Source organism: Burkholderia cepacia ATCC 25416 (assembly GCF_001411495.1).
Taxonomy (GTDB): domain Bacteria; phylum Pseudomonadota; class Gammaproteobacteria; order Burkholderiales; family Burkholderiaceae; genus Burkholderia; species Burkholderia cepacia.
On record NZ_CP012981.1, the window covers coordinates 877,421 to 898,542 of the forward strand.

The 21,122-nt window shown below is 59.1% G+C and carries 19 protein-coding genes, 1 tRNA gene, 3 rRNA genes and 1 pseudogene; 5 read left to right on the forward strand and 19 right to left on the reverse strand.

Annotation, left to right across the window (positions count from 1 at the left end):
* Positions 1–5: 5 nt before the first annotated feature.
* From APZ15_RS03945 to APZ15_RS03985, 10 genes and pseudogenes are all read right to left on the reverse strand, one after another.
* Positions 6–956, reverse strand: coding sequence for a plasmid partitioning protein RepB C-terminal domain-containing protein (locus tag APZ15_RS03945; RefSeq protein WP_049098583.1), 951 nt, complete (start codon positions 954–956; stop codon positions 6–8).
* Positions 953–1,855 (reverse strand): plasmid partitioning protein RepB C-terminal domain-containing protein, encoded by a 903-nt coding sequence (locus tag APZ15_RS03950; protein ID WP_027788783.1) that lies wholly within the window; start codon positions 1,853–1,855, stop codon positions 953–955. The genes APZ15_RS03945 and APZ15_RS03950 overlap by 4 nt, the downstream gene beginning before the upstream one ends.
* The gene (locus APZ15_RS03955; protein WP_027788782.1) at positions 1,852–3,417 is read right to left on the reverse strand and encodes a recombinase family protein; all 1,566 of its coding nucleotides are present in this window, start codon (positions 3,415–3,417) and stop codon (positions 1,852–1,854) included. Before APZ15_RS03955 ends, APZ15_RS03950 begins: the two co-directional genes overlap by 4 nt.
* Before the next feature lie 168 nt (positions 3,418–3,585).
* Complete coding sequence (locus APZ15_RS03960; RefSeq protein ID WP_027788781.1) at positions 3,586–4,029, reverse strand: hypothetical protein; 444 nt, start codon at positions 4,027–4,029, stop codon at positions 3,586–3,588.
* Positions 4,030–4,317: 288 nt separating this feature from the next.
* Positions 4,318–4,518: pseudogene (locus tag APZ15_RS38705) on the reverse strand (recombinase family protein); the annotation flags it as partial.
* A 468-nt stretch (positions 4,519–4,986) separates the two neighbouring features.
* Positions 4,987–5,099 (reverse strand): 5S ribosomal RNA (gene rrf / locus APZ15_RS03965).
* Between the two features lie 157 nt (positions 5,100–5,256).
* A 23S ribosomal RNA gene (locus APZ15_RS03970) occupies positions 5,257–8,137 on the reverse strand.
* A gap of 392 nt (positions 8,138–8,529) precedes the next feature.
* Positions 8,530–10,062: ribosomal RNA gene (locus APZ15_RS03975) — 16S ribosomal RNA — on the reverse strand.
* Together the 16S, 23S and 5S rRNA genes form the textbook arrangement of a ribosomal RNA operon.
* A 575-nt stretch (positions 10,063–10,637) precedes the next feature.
* Positions 10,638–11,168, reverse strand: coding sequence for a cytochrome b (locus APZ15_RS03980; RefSeq protein WP_027788779.1), 531 nt, complete (start codon positions 11,166–11,168; stop codon positions 10,638–10,640).
* Positions 11,168–12,274, reverse strand: a complete 1,107-nt coding sequence (locus tag APZ15_RS03985) for a catalase family peroxidase (protein WP_027788778.1) — start codon at positions 12,272–12,274, stop codon at positions 11,168–11,170. Before APZ15_RS03985 ends, APZ15_RS03980 begins: the two co-directional genes overlap by 1 nt.
* Before the next feature lie 157 nt (positions 12,275–12,431).
* Here APZ15_RS03985 and APZ15_RS03990 point away from each other — a divergent pair, with 157 nt between their 5' ends.
* Positions 12,432–12,953 (forward strand): sigma-70 family RNA polymerase sigma factor, encoded by a 522-nt coding sequence (locus APZ15_RS03990; RefSeq protein WP_027788777.1) that lies wholly within the window; start codon positions 12,432–12,434, stop codon positions 12,951–12,953.
* Entirely contained in the window at positions 12,950–13,708 is a 759-nt protein-coding gene (locus APZ15_RS03995; protein ID WP_027788776.1) for an anti-sigma factor family protein, read from the forward strand. Before APZ15_RS03990 ends, APZ15_RS03995 begins: the two co-directional genes overlap by 4 nt.
* Positions 13,709–13,957: 249 nt before the next feature.
* Here APZ15_RS03995 and APZ15_RS04000 read toward each other — a convergent pair whose 3' ends face one another.
* Positions 13,958–14,518 carry a hypothetical protein gene (locus APZ15_RS04000; RefSeq protein WP_027788775.1) on the reverse strand — a complete coding sequence of 187 codons (561 nt, stop codon included), beginning with the start codon at positions 14,516–14,518 and terminating at the stop codon, positions 13,958–13,960.
* A gap of 337 nt (positions 14,519–14,855) precedes the next feature.
* Here APZ15_RS04000 and APZ15_RS40735 point away from each other — a divergent pair, with 337 nt between their 5' ends.
* On the forward strand, positions 14,856–15,053 hold the full coding sequence (locus tag APZ15_RS40735; RefSeq protein ID WP_138143301.1) for a hypothetical protein: 198 nt from the start codon (positions 14,856–14,858) through the stop codon (positions 15,051–15,053).
* Between the two features lie 216 nt (positions 15,054–15,269).
* Here APZ15_RS40735 and APZ15_RS04005 read toward each other — a convergent pair whose 3' ends face one another.
* The 6 genes from APZ15_RS04005 to APZ15_RS04030 form a co-directional block, all read right to left on the reverse strand.
* The gene (locus tag APZ15_RS04005) at positions 15,270–15,587 is read right to left on the reverse strand and encodes a hypothetical protein (protein WP_027788774.1); all 318 of its coding nucleotides are present in this window, start codon (positions 15,585–15,587) and stop codon (positions 15,270–15,272) included.
* A gap of 15 nt (positions 15,588–15,602) precedes the next feature.
* Positions 15,603–16,556 (reverse strand): Imm72 family immunity protein, encoded by a 954-nt coding sequence (locus APZ15_RS04010; protein ID WP_226153379.1) that lies wholly within the window; start codon positions 16,554–16,556, stop codon positions 15,603–15,605.
* The gene (locus APZ15_RS04015) at positions 16,537–17,145 is read right to left on the reverse strand and encodes a hypothetical protein (protein ID WP_138143302.1); all 609 of its coding nucleotides are present in this window, start codon (positions 17,143–17,145) and stop codon (positions 16,537–16,539) included. Before APZ15_RS04015 ends, APZ15_RS04010 begins: the two co-directional genes overlap by 20 nt.
* Before the next feature lie 107 nt (positions 17,146–17,252).
* Positions 17,253–17,471 carry a hypothetical protein gene (locus tag APZ15_RS04020; protein WP_034195832.1) on the reverse strand — a complete coding sequence of 73 codons (219 nt, stop codon included), beginning with the start codon at positions 17,469–17,471 and terminating at the stop codon, positions 17,253–17,255.
* A complete protein-coding gene (locus tag APZ15_RS04025; protein WP_034195831.1) occupies positions 17,468–17,779 on the reverse strand; it encodes an Imm53 family immunity protein in 312 nt (103 codons plus the stop codon). The genes APZ15_RS04020 and APZ15_RS04025 overlap by 4 nt, the downstream gene beginning before the upstream one ends.
* A gap of 33 nt (positions 17,780–17,812) precedes the next feature.
* Positions 17,813–18,058: a hypothetical protein gene (locus APZ15_RS04030; protein ID WP_226153380.1), complete on the reverse strand. Its 246-nt coding sequence runs from the start codon at positions 18,056–18,058 to the stop codon at positions 17,813–17,815.
* Between the two features lie 587 nt (positions 18,059–18,645).
* Between APZ15_RS04030 and APZ15_RS04035 the strand changes: the two genes are divergently transcribed.
* Positions 18,646–18,722 (forward strand) — tRNA-Val (locus APZ15_RS04035).
* A gap of 321 nt (positions 18,723–19,043) precedes the next feature.
* The gene (locus tag APZ15_RS04040; RefSeq protein ID WP_027788771.1) at positions 19,044–19,559 is read left to right on the forward strand and encodes a DUF2628 domain-containing protein; all 516 of its coding nucleotides are present in this window, start codon (positions 19,044–19,046) and stop codon (positions 19,557–19,559) included.
* A 119-nt stretch (positions 19,560–19,678) separates the two neighbouring features.
* On the opposite strand, the gene APZ15_RS04045 is transcribed toward APZ15_RS04040, so the two are convergent.
* Entirely contained in the window at positions 19,679–20,560 is an 882-nt protein-coding gene (locus tag APZ15_RS04045; protein ID WP_027788770.1) for a sigma-70 family RNA polymerase sigma factor, read from the reverse strand.
* Positions 20,560–21,036: a carboxymuconolactone decarboxylase family protein gene (locus APZ15_RS04050; RefSeq protein WP_027788769.1), complete on the reverse strand. Its 477-nt coding sequence runs from the start codon at positions 21,034–21,036 to the stop codon at positions 20,560–20,562. Before APZ15_RS04050 ends, APZ15_RS04045 begins: the two co-directional genes overlap by 1 nt.
* Positions 21,037–21,122 lie beyond the last annotated feature (86 nt).

Below are 21,122 nucleotides of genomic sequence, written 5' to 3' on the forward strand. Positions count from 1 at the left end.
GCATCTCACAGTGCTTCGCCCGCGATGTGACTGACACCGATAACAGGGTTGGGCTGGAGGGCTGTGCTGAGTTGCTGCTGGTCGAGAGAAATGGTTGCAATGATGGACTCGAATTCCACCATCAAGTCCGGATGGTGCCGGGCAACGTATTGCCGGGCAGACTCATTTTCGAGGAGCTTGGCCAGATATCCCTTTGCGAGCACCAAATTCAACACGTCCTGGCCGTATGTCTGTTCCACGAGCTTGTACTGTGTCTGCAGATTGCTCATCTCCCGCTCCATTCTGGCCATCTGCTCCGGGCTAACGCCGTTGAGTTTACGTGGCTTCTTTTCACCCACAAGACGCGCTGCAGGCGTTGCCACCAACAATGCCTCTGCGTAGGCGACTGACACGTTGTTCGCAGCCACCATCAGTTCAACACATTCGACCTGCCGCGTCGGTTTCATTTTGCGAAGCGCACGGACAAGCTCTGGTGAGAATTGCCGGTCTCCCAGGAGCTCAGCCGCTTCCGGACAAATGCCGTCGAGCAATGACATCTTCTTCACTATCTGCGACACATTGACGGAAAGAGCTTTCGCCAATCGTTCGGGTGATACGCCTCGGTCAATCACACGCCGAATCATGTGGTGCTCCTGCACGGTGGAGAGGCGATTAACACGATTGTTATAGGTGTAGCTCTCGTCGTCGGTCGCGACAAGACAAGCAACCTGCTCGTGGCCCAACTCCTGGATAGCAAGCAGACGTAGATGCCCGTCCAGCAGGACGTGCTGCCCGGATGACTGGTTCACCGGCGTTACCGAGAGCGGTTCGATAAGACCCACCTCTTCAATGGAGGCCTTTATCTGCTTGAATTTTCGCGATTCAACCACGGGTGTCGGTACTCTGCGCGAAGGCAAGATGCCGGTGACCGGCAGCGACAATGGCTCGGGGATGAACCCAAGAATTACGCCTGTCATGTGGCACTCCGGCTTGGCCAGACGCGTTCGGCAAGATACTTCGGCAGACTTGCCAGTCCCTCCGCGCGCAACAGGTTAACGAAGTTCTCGTCGGCAAACAGTTGCCGCAATGCGCCGACCACAAATAGCAACCGCTGCTGCGCGAACTCCGCTTTTCTCACCATCGACTTCTGACGCTCGACCTCGCGTTCATACGTCCGCACGAGGCTCGACGTCGTGACGGCGGCGGACTTGCTCGACATATTGTGCGCGGTGCTCTTCCCGAGTGCCTTTCTGCGCTCGATGACGCGGCGAGCACTCATCAGTTGCTTGCCCCGCAATTTTCCCGACTCATAGGCCTCTTGGAGCGCTGCCTGTATTTCAGCGTCATCGTCGCCGGCACCAACAATCATGAGAGCCGCATTGAGGGGAACGAGGCCTTTCTCCACTGCAACGACAAGTCGCTCTTCTCCTTGGCGCAGTAGCGTGAGAATGCCGTGAACGTAGGTCGATGTAAGACCCGTTTTTTCGGCAATGACTTTCGGCGCATAACCCTGCTCCTGCAGTAGCCGAATGCCGGCAAGCCGCTCGATGGGCCGACATTGTCTGCGCGCGATGTTTTCCGTCAGACTCATTACGTACGCATCCTCATCGCTCACATGCACCACGAGTGCGGGAATAGTCGCTTCCCCAAGCGTGCGAAATGCCTTCAATCGCCCCTCGCCACATACAAGCAGGTATTTTTCTATACCCGCAGCCGTCACTCGCGGAGTGACCAGGATAGGTTTCTTCAGGCCGATGGTCTTGATATTGTCGACGATTTCGTTGAAGACTCGACCGTTGCGCTCTCTCGGATTAATGACTTCAATCTGAGAGACCGGAATCATCCGAATTTCTCCAGGCTGCTGTCGCGGGTTCACGCTACTCTCCTGAGACGAGCACGCTCGGCCATTCCATACAAGTAATCCAGCGTGTCAAAGCGATAGCTCTCGAACTCGATTGAATTTTGGTCGGCGAGATGAATACGCGGTTGCCCAAAATCGAGACGCGGCAAAAGGTAGTAGTCGAGCGTCGATGCGTTCGCATGGTCGAGCCGAACCGCAACAGTGATGTCCGGCAGAAGACTCGTATCGAAGCGCACCTTCCAATGATTTCGGCCATTGCCATGCGCCTGGCACCGTGCGAGCACAATACAGGCCGTGAACTCGTCGTTTACTGTCAGTAGGTCGGTTGCGGCGTCGCGTATCATCGTGCCGCCCAAATCGGCTATTTTCTTCTCCGTCTGCGCGACAATTTCTGGATGTAATTGTCGCAAGAAGCGATTGGTCTCAATGTAACGATAGTCTCGACCAGGAGTGAAGCCGACAGTCTGATAGGCTCGGATTAAACTGCCAAATCGATAAACATAGACGGACGTAGAGGGCATGCCATCTGTTTCGTCAATCACCACGCCAGACAGAAATCCGCGAGCGCGGTACAGATTACGCAATCGCTCAATTAACTCTTCGTTCGAGTAGTGCCGCGCTCTCGCTCTCATAATGCCCTGAGCGGTGTAGAACGTCTCACTCGGGACAATTGCCTGAAATGCTCCCTCTTTTCGAATCCACATATCGGGGGTGTTCATCACCCGCATCTTTTTCAGCTTGAATGACACCCGATTGTATACGTTATTGCCAATGTATTTTTCGTTGGTCAATACCTCCCGTACCGTCGCCCGCGTCCACTCACGGCCAAGGTCAGTGCGCACATTCATGCCGTTAAGGCGAGCTGCAATATCGTATTCGTCGAGCGATTCGTCGATAAACCAGTTATAGATTAAATTGACGATTCGCACCTCGCTTTCCGGCCCCGGCATCAGGACAACCCTGTCCGTCTGTAGGCTTTTATGTTCGCCTCGATGCAGCTCCGCTTTCATGAGACCGTGCTCATCGACCAATACTCGGCGCAACCCATAGCCTGCTGGGCCTCCTTGTCGGAAACCCATTTCAATCAAACGACATTGGCCGGCAAACACCTTCGCAGACAGTTCTCGGCTGTACTCGCCGGCCATTGCGCGCTTCACCCCCTTCACAATGGTCGAGACTGGCGACCCGTCGTTCTCGAACTGCTCGGCGCAGTACGCAACCTGAATTCCTGCACGGCGGCAAATGTATTCGTAGTACGCGCTCTCGTCGGCATCCTGGAATCTGCCCCAACGACTCACGTCATAGACGAGGATGATGCAGAAATCAGCCTTTCCATTCGTCACATCGGAAATGAGATTCTGAAGTGCTTGGCGACCGTCGATTCGAAGACCGCTTTTCCCTTCATCGGCATATGTGCGCACGATGTCGAATCCGCGACGGGTTGCGTAGTCTCGAATCCGGTCGCGCTGATTCTCAGTCGAATACTGCTGGTGTTCCGTGGACATGCGGACGTACTCAGCTGCCCGTCCTGCCAGGGAGCTGGCTACGCTTGGTGCACCTGCGCTGTTGAATGACATTCTCCGCTCCACAACTCAGACACAGACACGCAGCAGGCACCATGCGCAGGGAGAAGCCCGAATGCGAACGCCGCGTCCTGAAATCGGGGCGGGGCGCTCTAAAGCGAACGGTGACAAGGCAAAGGTAGCAGGCCGGACGCCTACGCGTGACACGTCATCTCTTTGCAATCAGACCGGCGGCGCCGTCGGCGCAGACAGCACGGTTATATGGACGGTCCACGCGTCCATCTTTGCAACGTTGGCGTCATCCGCATGGCACAGGACGTAGAAGCCCGAGCCTAGGGACTGCGGACGCCCTGACACGTCCATCTTTGCAATCGCCCTGAAATTCCGCCGTTCGTTGCGCGTCTGCTGCATGCTGCTATTACGCTCGCGATACGCCGGATGCGAGGCTCGATATTCGCGCCAGTACCCCGAGTGGCCCGCGAGCCATCTCGCCTGCGCCCGGGCCTGGTTGTCGCGGTAATCGCTATCGATACAGAGCCGGTGGCTCTGCCAGTCGCGTCGACGAGCTCGCTGGCAAGATTCCGATGAGCAATAGCGCTGACGGGGAACATGCGGCAGCGGCACGAACGCGTTGCCACAGGCGAGACAGAGGCGGCGGGATTTCATGAGTGCCCTCCAGGCGAGGTTGCGACGAGCGGACGCCGGCACCTCGACCAGCCGCCGACGGCACTGGCGCGGGACGAGATAGAGAGGGGCTTATTCAGTAGCTGCTTCGTTAATCGGCCAGCGCGATTTGCTTGGCGTGTTTGTAGGCCGGTCTCCGAAACTTGGACATTTCTTGACTGCCGACGTGCAAGGAGAGGCTTCGTCCGCCAGCACAAATCGCTTAAATTGCCTTGCCGGACGCGCAGTTTTTTGCGGTAGCTTGTACAAAGCCGAGAGAGCGATGCTGGTGCCGTATAAGTAGTCCAGCGTGTCAAAGCGATAGCTCTCGAACTCGATCGGATTCCAGTCCGCCAGGCTGATACGAGGCTGCCAAAAGTCGATGTGCGGCAGCAGGTAGTAGTCGAGCGCAGTCGCGTTGCTCTGGTCCAGCCTGACTGCCACGGTGATATCCGGCAGCAGGCTCGTGTCGAACCGTACCTTCCAGCGGTTAGCCGAGCGAAGGCCTCGAGTTCGATCACCAACAAGCTCGGCGCCGGTGCGGAGATGGTCAAGCGTCTATCTTCGGTTGAATTTTGATTCCCGAAGGGTCATCATCACGCCCGACTACAACGCGCTGAACTGGCGGGAGCAGCCCTATGGGGCAGCTGCCCAAGAAGAGGAAGAGGAGCTGGAACACGCAGCGCTGGCCCCTTTGCGCCGCTCTGTTGTCTGGTGATGGCTCGGCGTGAAGCACTTCGGCACGCGCCGTGATGCAAATGGTCCGCAGCGGCGCTGCAAGTAACTTCAACAACCGTCACAACAGACGAAAAGTTGCGCTCCGCTCTCTCGCATTCGACGGCATTGCAAGCATCAGTGCATACAGCACGACAAGCATCCATGCCGAGTGCTCCGCACGCATTTCCGCCGCTAAAATGCAAAAACCCCCGCCTTTCGGGCGGGGGTTCTTGGCTTGAGGGAGCCTGACGATTACCTACTTTCACACGGGAATCCGCACTATCATCGGCGTAGAGTCGTTTCACGGTCCTGTTCGGGATGGGAAGGGGTGGGACCGACTCGCTATGGTCATCAGGCAAAGAGGGTTGTCCTGCTGGCGTGGCCAACAGAACCAATCTGGGAAGAAGCAGTAATTTTGAGTTGTGTGTATCACACACGAGAATCCAACCTGTCGCTCTGGATCGTGCGGCCAGTGCTGTCGCACGGCGCCGATCTACAAGGCAGACTTGTTATAGGATCAAGCCTTACGGGCAATTAGTATCAGTTAGCTGAACGCATTACTGCGCTTACACACCTGACCTATCAACGTCCTGGTCTCGAACGACCCTTCAAGGGGATCTAGTCCCCAGGGATATCTCATCTTAAGGCGAGTTTCCCGCTTAGATGCTTTCAGCGGTTATCTCTTCCGAACATAGCTACCCGGCGATGCCACTGGCGTGACAACCGGTACACCAGAGGTTCGTCCACTCCGGTCCTCTCGTACTAGGAGCAGCCCCCTTCAAATATCCAACGCCCACGGCAGATAGGGACCAAACTGTCTCACGACGTTTTAAACCCAGCTCACGTACCTCTTTAAATGGCGAACAGCCATACCCTTGGGACCGGCTACAGCCCCAGGATGAGATGAGCCGACATCGAGGTGCCAAACACCGCCGTCGATATGAACTCTTGGGCGGTATCAGCCTGTTATCCCCAGAGTACCTTTTATCCGTTGAGCGATGGCCCTTCCATACAGAACCACCGGATCACTATGACCTGCTTTCGCACCTGCTCGACTTGTCGGTCTCGCAGTTAAGCACGCTTATGCCATTGCACTATCAGCACGATTTCCGACCGTACCTAGCGTACCTTCGTACTCCTCCGTTACGCTTTGGGAGGAGACCGCCCCAGTCAAACTGCCTACCATGCACTGTCCCCGACCCGGATCACGGGCCAAGGTTAGAACCTCAAACAAACCAGGGTGGTATTTCAAGGACGGCTCCACCGAAACTAGCGTTCCGGTTTCATAGCCTCCCACCTATCCTACACAGATCGGTTCAAAGTCCAATGCAAAGCTACAGTAAAGGTTCATGGGGTCTTTCCGTCTAGCCGCGGGTAGATTGCATCATCACAAACACTTCAACTTCGCTGAGTCTCGGGAGGAGACAGTGTGGCCATCGTTACGCCATTCGTGCAGGTCGGAACTTACCCGACAAGGAATTTCGCTACCTTAGGACCGTTATAGTTACGGCCGCCGTTTACCGGGACTTCAATCAAGAGCTTGCACCCCATCATTTAATCTTCCGGCACCGGGCAGGCGTCACACCCTATACGTCCACTTTCGTGTTTGCAGAGTGCTGTGTTTTTATTAAACAGTCGCAGCCACCAGTTTATTGCAACCCCTTCACCCTCCTGGCGCAGGCCAGTCAAGCTACAAGGGCGTACCTTATCCCGAAGTTACGGTACCAATTTGCCGAGTTCCTTCTCCCGAGTTCTCTCAAGCGCCTTAGAATACTCATCTCGCCCACCTGTGTCGGTTTGCGGTACGGTCATCGTTAGACTGAAGCTTAGAGGCTTTTCTTGGAACCACTTCCAATTGCTTCGCTTCCGAAGAAGCTCGCGCCACACCCTTGAATTACGCACCCGGATTTGCCTAAGTGCCTTCTCCAATGCAGCGACCGGGACTTCCAACACCCGGACAACCTTCCGCGATCCGTCCCCCCATCGCATCTAACAATGGTGCAGGAATATTGACCTGCTTCCCATCAGCTACGCATTTCTGCCTCGCCTTAGGGGCCGACTCACCCTACGCCGATGAACGTTGCGTAGGAAACCTTGGGCTTACGGCGAGGGGGCCTTTCACCCCCTTTATCGCTACTCATGTCAGCATTCGCACTTCCGATACCTCCAGCACCCTTTACAAGGCACCTTCGCAGGCTTACGGAACGCTCTCCTACCATGCGTGCAAGCACGCATCCGCAGCTTCGGTATATAGCTTAGCCCCGTTACATCTTCCGCGCAGGACGACTCGATCAGTGAGCTATTACGCTTTCTTTAAAGGGTGGCTGCTTCTAAGCCAACCTCCTGACTGTTTTAGCCTTCCCACTTCGTTTCCCACTTAGCTATATTTGGGGACCTTAGCTGGCGGTCTGGGTTGTTTCCCTCTTGACACCGGACGTTAGCACCCGATGTCTGTCTCCCGTGATTGCACTCTTCGGTATTCGGAGTTTGCTATGGCGGGGTAATCTGCAATAGACCCCCCAACCATGACAGTGCTCTACCCCCGAAGGTGAGACACGAGGCACTACCTAAATAGTTTTCGGAGAGAACCAGCTATTTCCAGGTTTGTTTAGCCTTTCACCCCTATCCACAGCTCATCCCCTAACTTTTCAACGTTAGTGGGTTCGGACCTCCAGTACGTGTTACCGCACCTTCATCCTGGCCATGGATAGATCACCTGGTTTCGGGTCTACGCCCAGCAACTGAACGCCCTATTCGGACTCGCTTTCGCTACGCCTGCCCTATACGGTTAAGCTTGCTACTGAACGTAAGTCGCTGACCCATTATACAAAAGGTACGCCGTCACCCCTTACGAGGCTCCGACTGTTTGTATGCATGCGGTTTCAGGATCTATTTCACTCCCCTCCCGGGGTTCTTTTCGCCTTTCCCTCACGGTACTGGTTCACTATCGGTCGATCACGAGTATTTAGCCTTGGAGGATGGTCCCCCCATCTTCAGACAGGATTTCACGTGTCCCGCCCTACTTGTCGCACACCTAGTTCTTTCATACTGTTTTCGCCTACAGGGCTATCACCTGCTATGGCCGCACTTTCCAGAGCGTTCGGCTAACAATACAAATAAAGAGTGCAAGGCTCATCCCATTTCGCTCGCCACTACTTTGGGAATCTCGGTTGATTTCTTTTCCTGCGGTTACTTAGATGTTTCAGTTCACCGCGTTCGCTTCGCATGGCCTATGTATTCAGCCATGGATACTCCAAAAGGAGTGGGTTTCCCCATTCGGACATCTACGGATCAAAGCTTGTTTGCCAGCTCCCCGTAGCTTTTCGCAGGCTACCGCGTCCTTCATCGCCTGTGATCGCCAAGGCATCCACCACATGCACTTGTTCGCTTGACCCTATAACGAGTCTGTCTCATCGACAGTCGCTACAGGTTGAGTTCTCGCGTTGTGCCGTATTCCAATTGAGTCAAACTTAGAGTTCGAATCATCTTGAGATACATCGATACAATCACAACCCGGATAGTTTTCACGTCCATCTCAAGACGCTTCCGCTATCCAAATTACTTACTTCTTCCAGATTGTTAAAGAACGACAGCCGATACTTTCGTACCGCTCTGACTGGCTCAATCGCCAATGAGAAAAACTCGAACCAAACTTCATTCGAATGTTTGTCATTGAAGATTATTGAAAGCGGCCGGCATTATAACCGGTTTATACCGCAGACAGCTAGTCTGTCTTAATCAACAGCCGATAAGCGTGAGCGCTCAACTTGTGCGAGATAGCTCTGGAAAGGAGGTGATCCAGCCGCACCTTCCGATACGGCTACCTTGTTACGACTTCACCCCAGTCATGAATCCTACCGTGGTGACCGTCCTCCTTGCGGTTAGACTAGCCACTTCTGGTAAAACCCACTCCCATGGTGTGACGGGCGGTGTGTACAAGACCCGGGAACGTATTCACCGCGGCATGCTGATCCGCGATTACTAGCGATTCCAGCTTCATGCACTCGAGTTGCAGAGTGCAATCCGGACTACGATCGGTTTTCTGGGATTAGCTCCCCCTCGCGGGTTGGCAACCCTCTGTTCCGACCATTGTATGACGTGTGAAGCCCTACCCATAAGGGCCATGAGGACTTGACGTCATCCCCACCTTCCTCCGGTTTGTCACCGGCAGTCTCCTTAGAGTGCTCTTGCGTAGCAACTAAGGACAAGGGTTGCGCTCGTTGCGGGACTTAACCCAACATCTCACGACACGAGCTGACGACAGCCATGCAGCACCTGTGCGCCGGTTCTCTTTCGAGCACTCCCACCTCTCAGCAGGATTCCGACCATGTCAAGGGTAGGTAAGGTTTTTCGCGTTGCATCGAATTAATCCACATCATCCACCGCTTGTGCGGGTCCCCGTCAATTCCTTTGAGTTTTAATCTTGCGACCGTACTCCCCAGGCGGTCAACTTCACGCGTTAGCTACGTTACTAAGGAAATGAATCCCCAACAACTAGTTGACATCGTTTAGGGCGTGGACTACCAGGGTATCTAATCCTGTTTGCTCCCCACGCTTTCGTGCATGAGCGTCAGTATTGGCCCAGGGGGCTGCCTTCGCCATCGGTATTCCTCCACATCTCTACGCATTTCACTGCTACACGTGGAATTCTACCCCCCTCTGCCATACTCTAGCCTGCCAGTCACCAATGCAGTTCCCAGGTTGAGCCCGGGGATTTCACATCGGTCTTAGCAAACCGCCTGCGCACGCTTTACGCCCAGTAATTCCGATTAACGCTTGCACCCTACGTATTACCGCGGCTGCTGGCACGTAGTTAGCCGGTGCTTATTCTTCCGGTACCGTCATCCCCCGACTGTATTAGAGCCAAGGATTTCTTTCCGGACAAAAGTGCTTTACAACCCGAAGGCCTTCTTCACACACGCGGCATTGCTGGATCAGGCTTTCGCCCATTGTCCAAAATTCCCCACTGCTGCCTCCCGTAGGAGTCTGGGCCGTGTCTCAGTCCCAGTGTGGCTGGTCGTCCTCTCAGACCAGCTACTGATCGTCGCCTTGGTAGGCCTTTACCCCACCAACTAGCTAATCAGCCATCGGCCAACCCTATAGCGCGAGGCCCGAAGGTCCCCCGCTTTCATCCGTAGATCGTATGCGGTATTAATCCGGCTTTCGCCGGGCTATCCCCCACTACAGGACATGTTCCGATGTATTACTCACCCGTTCGCCACTCGCCACCAGGTGCAAGCACCCGTGCTGCCGTTCGACTTGCATGTGTAAGGCATGCCGCCAGCGTTCAATCTGAGCCAGGATCAAACTCTTCAGTTTAAACCTGTTACTGTTTTCGGTTCGGTTAAGAACCGGTCGCTCACTCAAAGCTGACAGGAATATGAATCACTTCATAAACCTGACTTACTTTAGTGTGAGACTCTTGATACTTTTGCTATCTGATCCGAGGATCAGCTCGCTTCCATCAAGCGCCCACACTTATCGGCTGTTAATTTTTAAAGAGCAATCTGCGAGGAACTTCGTGTTTCCCGGCAGCGCTGCGTTTTCAGCAGCAGAGAAGCGAGATTATTAACCGTTTTTTAAAACTCGTCAACAACTTTTTTAACTACTTCGTTGCGACGACTGCGGTTTAATTTCGTATGTACTGGAGTTGCTAAAACCAACTTCAACAGCACCGCTTCCCTTCTTCCCCCGCGCTGCGTTTCCGTTAGCGCGAAAGAGGCGTGATTCTAAGCACCTGCCCCCATCCACGCAAGCCCTTTCGTGAAATATTTTTGACATGCTATGCCGGGAGCAGCCAAGCCTGCCCAGTGGTCATATATAAGCGGCACGGCAAGAGCTGCCCCGGTCGCCCGTGTACAGCCCCGCCGCTGCGAACTCGACCTTCCCGTCGGTTACCGCCCCACCATCGCCCTCACCACACCGTCCCGCCGAATCAGTCCGTGATACAGCGCCGCCGCAAAGTGCGCGAGGAACGTCAAGAAGAACAGATAGGCCAGCACACGATGCGCGACCCTCAGCCAGGCGAACGTCACCGGATCAGCCGACACCAGCGCCGGCAGCTGCACGCCGCCGCCCAACGTCACCGGATACCCGCCCGCCGACAGCATCGCCCACCCGATCAGCGGCATCGCGACCATCAGCGCATACAGCACGAGATGCGATCCGCGCGCGGCCACCTTCTGCCACCACGGCAGATCCTCGGGCAACGCCGGCGGCTTCGACAACACCCGCACCACGATCCGCACGCACACCAGCACCAGCACGGCCACACCCAGCGGCTTGTGAATCGCCACCAGAACCTCATGCCGCCCGGAAACGGACGCCACCATCCCCACCCCGATGAACAGCATCGCGATGATCATCGCGGCCATCACCCAGTGCAGCACCCTCGCGGGCAAACCAAACGTCGCAGAAGTCTTCATCACCGTCCCTCCGAACTCAACCTGGCCACGCCCGCCACACCGGCCTCTTCACTCGTCCTGCGCAGATACGAATCCGCATAAGCAGCCGAGCGCGCGGCCAGCAACGGATCCCCCGACACCTGAATCCCCTGCGGCAGCACCGTCGGGTCGTAATTCACATCCCGGCACGGCCCGCTGTCCTGCGCCTCCACGCGGTCGAGCACGAGCGTGCCCGCGTCGATCGTCGTGCGCTGCGCGGGCCAGACCTTCGTGGCGTCGTCCACCGGATCGCCGGGCTCCGCCAACGTGACCAGCAGCTTCCATTTCTGCGCACCCGCCGCGATGCGCTGCGTCACGTCCTGCTGCAACACGTTCGGGTCCGCCGCCGTCGCGACGTCGCCGGCGCCGGCCGTCTGCTCCGGCACGACGCGCCACCGCACCGCCTGGCGCTTGCCGGCCGCGTCGACGAAGTAAAACGCGTTCAATCCGTAATAGCTTTCGGTGACGTAGCTCGCGCTCGGCTTCGCACCCTTCACCCATTGCAGGAACGCGCCCGCCTCCGGGTGCACGCCGAAAAACGCCTTTACCTTCGCCGGGTCGGGCTTGCCCGTCTTCGGATCGGGCCGGGTCGCCATCAATTGCGCGTAGAACGCCTGCGGCGTCGCCACCGGAAACACGGGCATCGCGTTCATCCCGGTTCGCCATTGCTCGCCATCGGGCGCGGTGAGCTTCAGCGCGAGGCTGCGGATCGGCACGCTGCTGTCGGGCGCGTACGGGTTCCCGCCCGGCAACGCGAAGCGCCCGACCACCGGCGTGCGCACCGCCTTGAAGAACGGCGCAACCGAATACGCGCTCGCGGCGCCGTTGCCTTCGAAGTAACCGGTCACGCACACGCCCTTCGCGTGATTGCGCCGGAAGCCCGGGTGAATGCCGCCGCCGGCCGTCTGCAATGCGTCGACGATCCGGTGCGGGGTCAGACGCGCCGGCGCGAGCCATCCGCCGACATACCCGAACGCCACGGCCACGCCGGCCACCGCACCGCCGATCGCGGCCCAGCGCCACCACCCGCGCCCGGGCTCGCGCTGCGGCGAAGAAGAGGAAGAGGAAGAGGAAGAAGATCGCTCCATGAATGTGCTCCCGACCATCAGGTCATTGTCGAACCCGCGTAGGACGCCACCCGCGCCGCTTTATTCCACGAAAATTTTTTTTCCTATGCTGGTGGAATACGCGGCGCCCACCGGCGTCCTACGCTGCATCCCGACCCATTCGGCAACCGGCCCGGCCATGCCCTCTACCGCCCTCGACGACGACGTACTGCGCGAACTCATCCCCAGGCTGCGACGCTTCGCGCTCTGGCTCGCGCGCGACGTCCACGCCGCCGACGATCTCGTCCAGTCGACGCTCGAGCGCGCACTGTCGCGCTGGACGAGCCGTCGCGACGACGCGTCGCTGCGCAGCTGGCTCTTCACGATCCTGTACCGGCAGTTTCTCGACGGCAAACGCAGCGCGAAGCGCTACGCGTGGCTGCTCGGGCGCATCCGCGACGACGACGAAGCGCACTGGCCGTCCGCCGAACGCGAATTCGCGGCGCGCGCGACGCTCGAAGCGTTCGGCCGGCTCTCCGACGAACAGCGCAGCCTGCTGCTGCTCGTCGCGGTCGAGGGCTTCACCTATCAGGAGGTCGCCGACCTGCTCGAGGTGCCGATCGGCACCGTGATGTCGCGGCTCTCCCGCGCGCGCCAGGCGCTGCGCCAGCTCAGCGACGGCGAGCTTCCTGCTCCTTCTTTGCGACTGATGAAGAAATGAACACGCCTCCGAACGAACACGACCTCCAGTCCTACGTCGACGGCCAGCTCGACGACGATGCGCGCGCTGCGGTCGAACGCTATCTCGCGCTGCATCCGGCGCGCGCGGAACAGGTGAAGCAATGGCAGCAGGATGCGCAGCGGTTGCGGGCCGCGCTGGAAAGCGTGCGGATGCCGGCGGATAACCTTGCGCTGGATCCTGCCGCCATTCGCGGCAGGCAGGCGGAGCGCACACGGATGCGGTTCGCGATCGCGGCTTCGTTCGTGTTCTGCGTCGGGCTGGGGACATTCGGCGGATGGCAGGCGCGTGGATGGAACGCGGCGCCGCCCATCGCTCCGATGAGCGATGCAGTCGAGGCTTACCGGATGATGGTGGTCGATCAGACGGCCAAGGTGGATTACCGGCCGACCGGTGCGGGCGATTTGCAGGGGTGGCTCACCCGGCGCGTCGGGGCATCGGCGCGGCTGCCGGATTTGAGCGCGGCGGGGTTCAGGCCGGTCGGTGGGCGGTTGTTCACGACGGACAGCGGGGCCACAGCTGCGATGGTGCTCTATGAAGACGAGGCCGGGCGGACGCTCAGCTTCTATCTCCGGCCGGCAGAATCGAAACATCGCCTGCTGCCGGCCGGGCAACGTGTGGATGGCGCGTTGCTCGCACGGTACGGGTCGGTGAACGGGCTCAACTATGCGGTGGTCGGGCCGGCCGGGAGCCTCGCGGAGAAAGCGGTCGTGCAGGCGCTCGATCGGCAGACTTGAAGTAGCAGGATGCGCGCCCGGTCGGCGGTTGGGGGTGGCCGCCAGTGCCTTTTGTGGCGCGGCCCGGCGGGCTTGAACGGGCGCACGCTCACCACTCGCTTGCACAGTGTTTCGACTGACTTTCCTTGGCTGTTATGCACATCGAAGCCGCTCCGGTGCCCTCACCTTTGGGAATCACAGGGTTTCGAGTCGCTGCGGAACAGGATGTCCACATCGATCACGGGTAAGCGATCCGGCTTCCAAGGATGGCTACGATCCTGTCCGTCCAGGTAGAGTCGCCACCGAGACCTGGCTGCCGGCAAGCATCTTGTTCGCTCGACGCACGAACACCCAGTGCCAAACCCAGAGGAAAACTGCTACGCCACCGGCGATGGAGCCAAGGGTATCGGGTATCAACGAAACAACCTGCGCAAGACACCACCCGATGCCACTGATCCGGCCGAACGAGCGCAGACCCGACAGCGCCGGATTGATACGGGACTCCGCTTCCAGGGACTTCGCAACGTTGGAAATAATGAAGAAATCCTCGATGAAGTTGTACGGCAAGAGGAACATGAGCCAGACGCTGTTGGGTTCGGCCGCACGCGATCCTTGGTTGACCGATTTCAGGGTAGTCCTCAGGTCGCTCGCGTAGGCATAGACCAGAGCCAGGAAAACCATGATGACGACGATGCCGCCGATTGTCCCAAGCCTCTCCATTTCGCCGAGAACGCCACCGTCTTCTGAAGGATAGACAAGGGGATAGGCGAGCCCAAAGGCAATGGGGAGGCTCAGCATGGCTTTGAGAATGATCCGCGCAGTTGCGCTCATGTGTATCCGATGGATAGGTGCGTTGTCACCGGCAGCATAGCGAACGATCATCCTCGCCGTGCGACTTTGTCCTGGTATATGCCGCCTTCTCTCGCGACGCCAGTCGAGTCGGTGTCTGAACCGCACCGGGAATCGTGGAGGCCGGTCAACTTGATCGTGGTGAAGCTACATGCTGATATCGTTCGGTTCGCTCACCTTGGGTCTGCACAGCGTTTCGAGTTGCGTGGAAGCGTGATATCCACAACCCGGGAGGTGACGCAAACATCCTCACCACATTCGCGTACCCTCACCCGTTGAATGCACAGGATTTCGAGTGTCTTGGCTGCTCGATATCCACATGGCACTCGATCACGGCGAATCGCGCGAACATTCTTCCCATCACCTGCTCCATTCCGGAAAATCCCTGCCCAACAAGGCATTCGGGCTGATTCGCATGGTCGAGTGCATGGCGCTCACCTGTCCGAAGCACAGCGATTCGACTGGTTGGGCGTACAGGTTGTCCACATGCGGCACGTCGGCAAGCGCACGAACGTGATGCATTTTCCCCCGCGCTCGCATCGTGGAGCCGGCATTTCTGCACTCAGTCGCGGGCTCACGTATCCGGATCGGCTCGTCACGGTCAGAATTCGCCGGGATCCGCCCCCCGCTTGCGATCCGAGCGCATGCTCACCTGTTGCTCGCACAGCATTTCACGTCATTTGCGCCGCGGTTACCCACATACGAAGGCTGACCACCTTCACCGCCGCCCAGGTCACTTGGTCAGATGAACCTTGAGAATCTCGCCGGTTTCCGGGGAGATGACGTATCCCATCGACGTTCCAAGCGGACTCGCATTGCCGAGCCCGCGCATGCCGGGAGGCATCTTCGCCAGAAACGTCACGCCGATGACGCGGTCGCCCGGTTTCGGATCGACCCTCGCGGCACTTTCGTCCGTGATCCAGATCTCGAAGTTGTGCAAATCCTGCCCGGTCTTCGCGAAGTCGTCATAGGCGGCTTTCAGGCCGAGCAGCATCGCGGTATTGAGCCGGACGGAACATCGATCGACCTCGCCGAAATTCAGCTTGCTCATGGCGTTCTCCGGATATCACGGGTTCGGGTTCGTCTGCGGCGCTTGCCGCGGCTCGAGGAAATACTGCGATTCGTCGGAAATGACGCCGTTCACGTAACGCCGGTCTTCCCATAACAATCGCCAGCACGTCGGGATGAACAATCCCGGCAAATCGTCCGTCAGGTGCGGCGCACGCGTGCCCCGAGTGAAGTAATTGAAGCAACCTCCATTACGCAAGCCGGGCATGACGATCGGCACGAGGCCCGGCCGCCTCGACCACTTGACGACGACAGGCTCCCAGATGCCGTCGCAAGGCACTTTCCGGCCGGTCCAGATGATCGGGCCCACAGCTTCTGGAACCGCAGGCAGCTCCTCCGGAAACACCGGATACGAAAGCGTGTGGAAGTTGCGCTCATGGGCATCCGGGGACAACAGCTGTCTTGCCGAGCGCAGACGTGCGAGGTTGCCGATTCGATCGTCCGAATCGAACGGCGCAGACTCCATCTGGTATTCCGATGCGTGCAGCAGCCGGGCCAGCGCGTCGATCTTCGGCGGGTATGGGGCAACCTGCCCACCGCGATCCCAGTAATCGGGATTCGGGTAGAAATACGCGTCCAGAAGGTGGTATTGCCGGTACACGTGCTTGAACGGCCCACCGCTCCGCCAGCCAATCCGGTTCCCTCCGGCCAGCTCGGTCAGCCCTCGATCGTAAGCCGCGAGAATGTCGGCGATGATCGGAAAGTGGGTGCGCTGGATGGCCTCCGGATCACCATCGGGCCACGTGTTCACTGCATGCTCGTACGCGTTCGCGAAGCGCTCGAATGCCTCGCGCTTGCGCGTCCAGAGCGACAGGCTCGTCAGGCGTTGCAGCAGCCAGAAAATCTTGCGCCGGGTAGCGTCGTCCGTCATGTCGTCCTGCTCGATCGCAAACGGCGCCGGTTGCCTGCCCGTCATGCCCTCTCCTTTGCGTTCACGCCGGCGCAGCGTCATCGCCCAGGCCGCTGCGTTTCAACACCTCCCGCAGGCACACCGGACACACATACTCACCGGCGTCCCGCAGCCGCACGAACATGGCCGGGTCGTCGATCCGGAACGTCGAATCGACGATGTCGATATCCGGCCCGAGCACCTTGCGCAAAAAGGCTTCGTCGAACCAATACTTGGGCTCGTGCTTCACACGGGCATCGATCACCCGCACGACGTGACAATCACGGATTACATCGATCGTGAGAATCGCCGTTTCGATATCCGGCGACGACCGCGTCGGCCGGATCAGCCCGTGAAGTTCGCATCGCGCGAAATCGCTCGGCCACTTTGCATTCGCCGCGACGACGGACGTATCGAACGCCTGCTCTTTCGTCGTCGGTTGATGGGGCACCTCGCCGGAACGCACGAGCAGTTCGTCCAGACACGCCAGACAGACATAGGCGCGCAAGCGCTCCAATGCCGCGATCTTCGGAAATGCCTCCACGTGCGCGACCTGGTCGACGAAGATCGCATCGACCTCGTGCTCGTCGAGCTCGGCGCGCAACATCCACATCTCCCGGCTGTATCTCGGCCGGTCGAGCGAGACCTTCACGAGTTCACCGGGCACACACTGCCCGCGCAACCTGATGCGTGCGTCCACACCCTTCGATGTTGTCGCCGTGGAAGCGCGTCCGTGTCGATGGCAAACGATCGGTCCCATTACTCACTCCAGTTGCGAGCGCCGCTTGCGTCGCCCTGCTCTTTCTTCGGTTTCGTCGCGCCGTGGAAGACATCGAGCGATCGCACATTCCCGCGACCGGATTGCCGAGCGAAGCCCAATCGTGCCAGCCCATCGGCGACGGCGACCACCTCGGTCACGACAACCGCAACACGGCCGGCAATCTCCGTCACCAGCATTTCGTCGACAGGTGCCTTCATCGATCGCTTTGTCCTTCGTCGTTCGTCGCGCGCCAGTCGATCCACTCGACCGCGAGCGCGAGGAGCTCCGGCAAATTGCCCGGTCCGCCGTAGCCGGCGAATTCAGCGCTGGTCGCACGCACGGATATCCAGTCCGACTCGTTGCGCTCGATCGACAGATCGATCACCTTGCCAGACGTCGCGCCGTCGAGCTTCACCTTCCACCCCGGATTGTCCAGCGTGACGACCTCGATGCCGTGCGCGTGTTCCCAGACGCCATCGCAACGCGATTCGTACCAGCGCTGCAGCGCAGTCAAAGAATCGATCATGTGCCTGTGCCTCCCGTCATCCGGTTCACACCGTTACGAGCCATCTGACGATGTCTTCGATGTCTTGGCGAGACAGCTTTCCGACGCGATCGACAAATACCCCGTAGCCGAATCGAACTTCACGTTGAATCGCTCACCTTTGTAGCGGCAGCACAGGACATCGGCTTCCGGGATCGACACGCGTTGCTCGAACACGATGTCGCACGGATGTTGCTGCATTCGATGCACGACTGTGTCGATATCGAGCGTGTCGAGCCTAGGCAACGAAGAGTCGGTCATGTGTCGTGAGCCTGTTCGACGGGCCTTTGCATCCTGGATGCCGGCGATTCTACAGACATAAGGGTCCGCCTATCACCCACGCGCTTCACAGCTTCCCGATTCGTTCTTCTGTTCGCCGCACGCAGTGCATATCGCGGGCGGATCACAGTCGACGGACTGTGCTTATCCAAAGGTGTTAACAGGGTTCGTATATATACGTAGTGATAGTTAACAAGCGCTGTGCCTCACAGTGGATAACCTCCGTAACGCACTGAATTTTCAGCACGAAGCGGGATGCATAACCATGGGTGTCGTACGTGAACAGCTCCGCGCAGCACAGAACAACTTTTCGTCGATTCACAGGCTCGCCGACATATCCTCAATCGTTCCACTGTGAATCCAGAGGCTTGCCGGACGGTTATCCAGAGGGCAATGTGGATAACATCACCGCGCATCGACGCGTTTTGCTGTGATGCGAAACGGTGAAGGCGACGTGCCCGGCATCGCCAGGCGCCATCGATCGTTTGCCCCCGCACGCGCCGATTCAAAAAATTTTCACGAAAGGGCTTGTGCTCCTCAAAAACCCTCTCTATAATTTGCGGCTTCTTAGGCTCGTAGCTCAGTTGGTTAGAGCACCACCTTGACATGGTGGGGGTCGTTGGTTCGAATCCAATCGAGCCTACCAACGAACAAAATGAAGGGGTCCGGCAGCGCAAATTGCCTACAGGCAACGCGGCTCGCCAAACATACAAACGCCACGCGGCAACCTCGCGTGGCGTTTTTCTTTTTCCGGCCGGAACAACGCGAAACGACGCATATCGCCCCGATGCGTTGCGCGATCCACGGCATCGCATCTCCACCGACATCCTGGCCCGTGACGTTACGACCTGCGCTGCACGGCGGGTAGAATCGTGTACGACCGAAGCGGCTGCGCCGTTCGATTTTCACCGCACCCGACCACATCAAAACAACAACGCGCGACCCGCGCGACTGAGAGCACCCGACCATGTCCGACGTCACGACCGCCGCATCGCTCGCGAGCAACGACGAAATCGCCGCTTATGTCGGCAAGAAGGCTGCCTGGTTCGAACGGAAATGGACGATCGCCGCGTCACGCAAGAACCGGCAGTCGTGGAACTGGGCAGCCTGTTTCCTGGGCCCGGTCTGGATGGCGTATCGATGCATGTACTGGCAGGCCGCGGCCGTCCTCGGCGCGTCGCTCGCGATCACGCTGGTCGAGCTGCTGTTCTTCCCGACATACTTCGAATCGAGCACGCTCGACCCGGTCACGATCGGGATCGCGGTGTCGCTCGGCTGGTACGGGAACGGCCTCTACAAGGCGCACGTCGAGCGCCGGGTCGACAAGCTGCGCCCGAACGCGACGTCGCGCGAATCGTTTCTCGCGTTGCTGGAAGCGCAGGGCGGCACGAACTGGCTCGCGGCGACCGGTTTCGCGATCGCGACGCCGTTGCTCGGCTTCCTGATGATCGTGATCCGCAACGTCGTGGTCGGCACGTATTGATCGCACGAGTACGAGCGCGAGTACGAACCGGCGGCCGGTAAAGCAGGGCGGCAGGACGGTGAACAGCGCGCATCGCGGACGTGCCTGCGCATGGCACCCGGCGCGCAATCCCGCCGCCCTCAATGCAGATGCTTCAACTTGTCAGGATTGCGCACGACATAGATCGCGACGATCTTTCCGTCCTCGATCTCGAGCGCCGTGGTCTGCAGCTCGCCATCGGATTCCAGCGTGACGAAACCCGGCAGCCCGTTGACGAACCCGGCACGCACAAGCTTCGATGCATGTGTCGCAAACAGCTCGGCCAGATACTCGTGCACCTTCATCACGCGTTCGAAGCCGAACACCGGCTTGCCTGCCGCCGAGCGCTTGCCGCCACCGTCCGAATGCAGGCTCACGTCCTCGGCGAGCATCGCGCCGAGCGTGCGCATGTCGCCGCTGCGTGACGCGGCAAAAAACGCTTCCGCCAATTCGATTCCGCGCTGTTTCTCGACATGAAAGCGCGGCCGCGCCTCGCGCACATGCGTGCGGGCCCGCGCGGCGAGCTGCCGGCACGCGGCCGGGTCGCGCTGGATCGTCGTGGCCACTTCGTCGAACTCGAGGCCGAACACGTCGTGCAGGAGGAACGCCGCGCGTTCGAGCGGCGAGAGCCGTTCGAGCGCGAGCAGCAGCGGCAGCGTGACGTCTTCCTGTTCGTCTTCCTCGACGACCGGCTCGGGCAGCCACGGGCCGATATAGGTCTCGCGCTGGTGCCGTGCGGACTTCAGCTGGTCGAGGCACATGCGCATCACCATGCGGCGCAGGAACGCCTCGGGCACGCGCACCTCGGTACGGTCGACGTCCATCCAGCGGATGAACGCTTCCTGCACCATGTCCTCGGCATCCGCGACGGAACCGAGCATCCGGTACGCAACGCGGATCAGCGTGCGACGCAGCGGGTCGAAGCTCGCCGCCGCGTCGGCCTGTGCTTCGGCGCTGCCCCTGGCCGGGTCGAGGGTCGCCATCAGGCCACCATCTTCGCGGCGGCGGCCTTCGCGTCGGCCGGGTCGATCCACAGCCCGAAGCCGACGGCGAGCCGGTTCCAGCCGTTGATCACGTTGATCATCAGCGTGAGCTTCACCTGTTCCTCCTGGCTGAAGTGGTCGTTCAGCGCCGCGTAGGCTGCTTCGTGTGCGGCGTGGCCCTCCGACAGCCGCGTGAGCGCTTCGGTCCAGCCGAGCGCCGCGCGTTCGCGGTCGGTGTAGCAGGGCGCTTCGCGCCACGCGGCAAGCAGATAGATGCGCTGCTCGGTCTCGCCTTGCTCGCGCGCCTCGGCCGTGTGCATGTTAATGCAGTTCGCGCACGCGTTGACCTGCGATGCGCGGATCTTGACGAGCTCGATCAGCGTCGGCTCGAGGCTCCCGGCAGCGGCGACCGATACGGTCATCCAGCTCTTCATCAGTGCGGGGGCGGCGGCAAACGGATTGAGTTTCGCAGTCATGGTCCTTCTCCTTTCGTGTGGGTTCCGGTGACATGACGAGCGAGCCCCCCGCGTGTGTGACATCGGCGAAAATTTTTTCGAAGCGC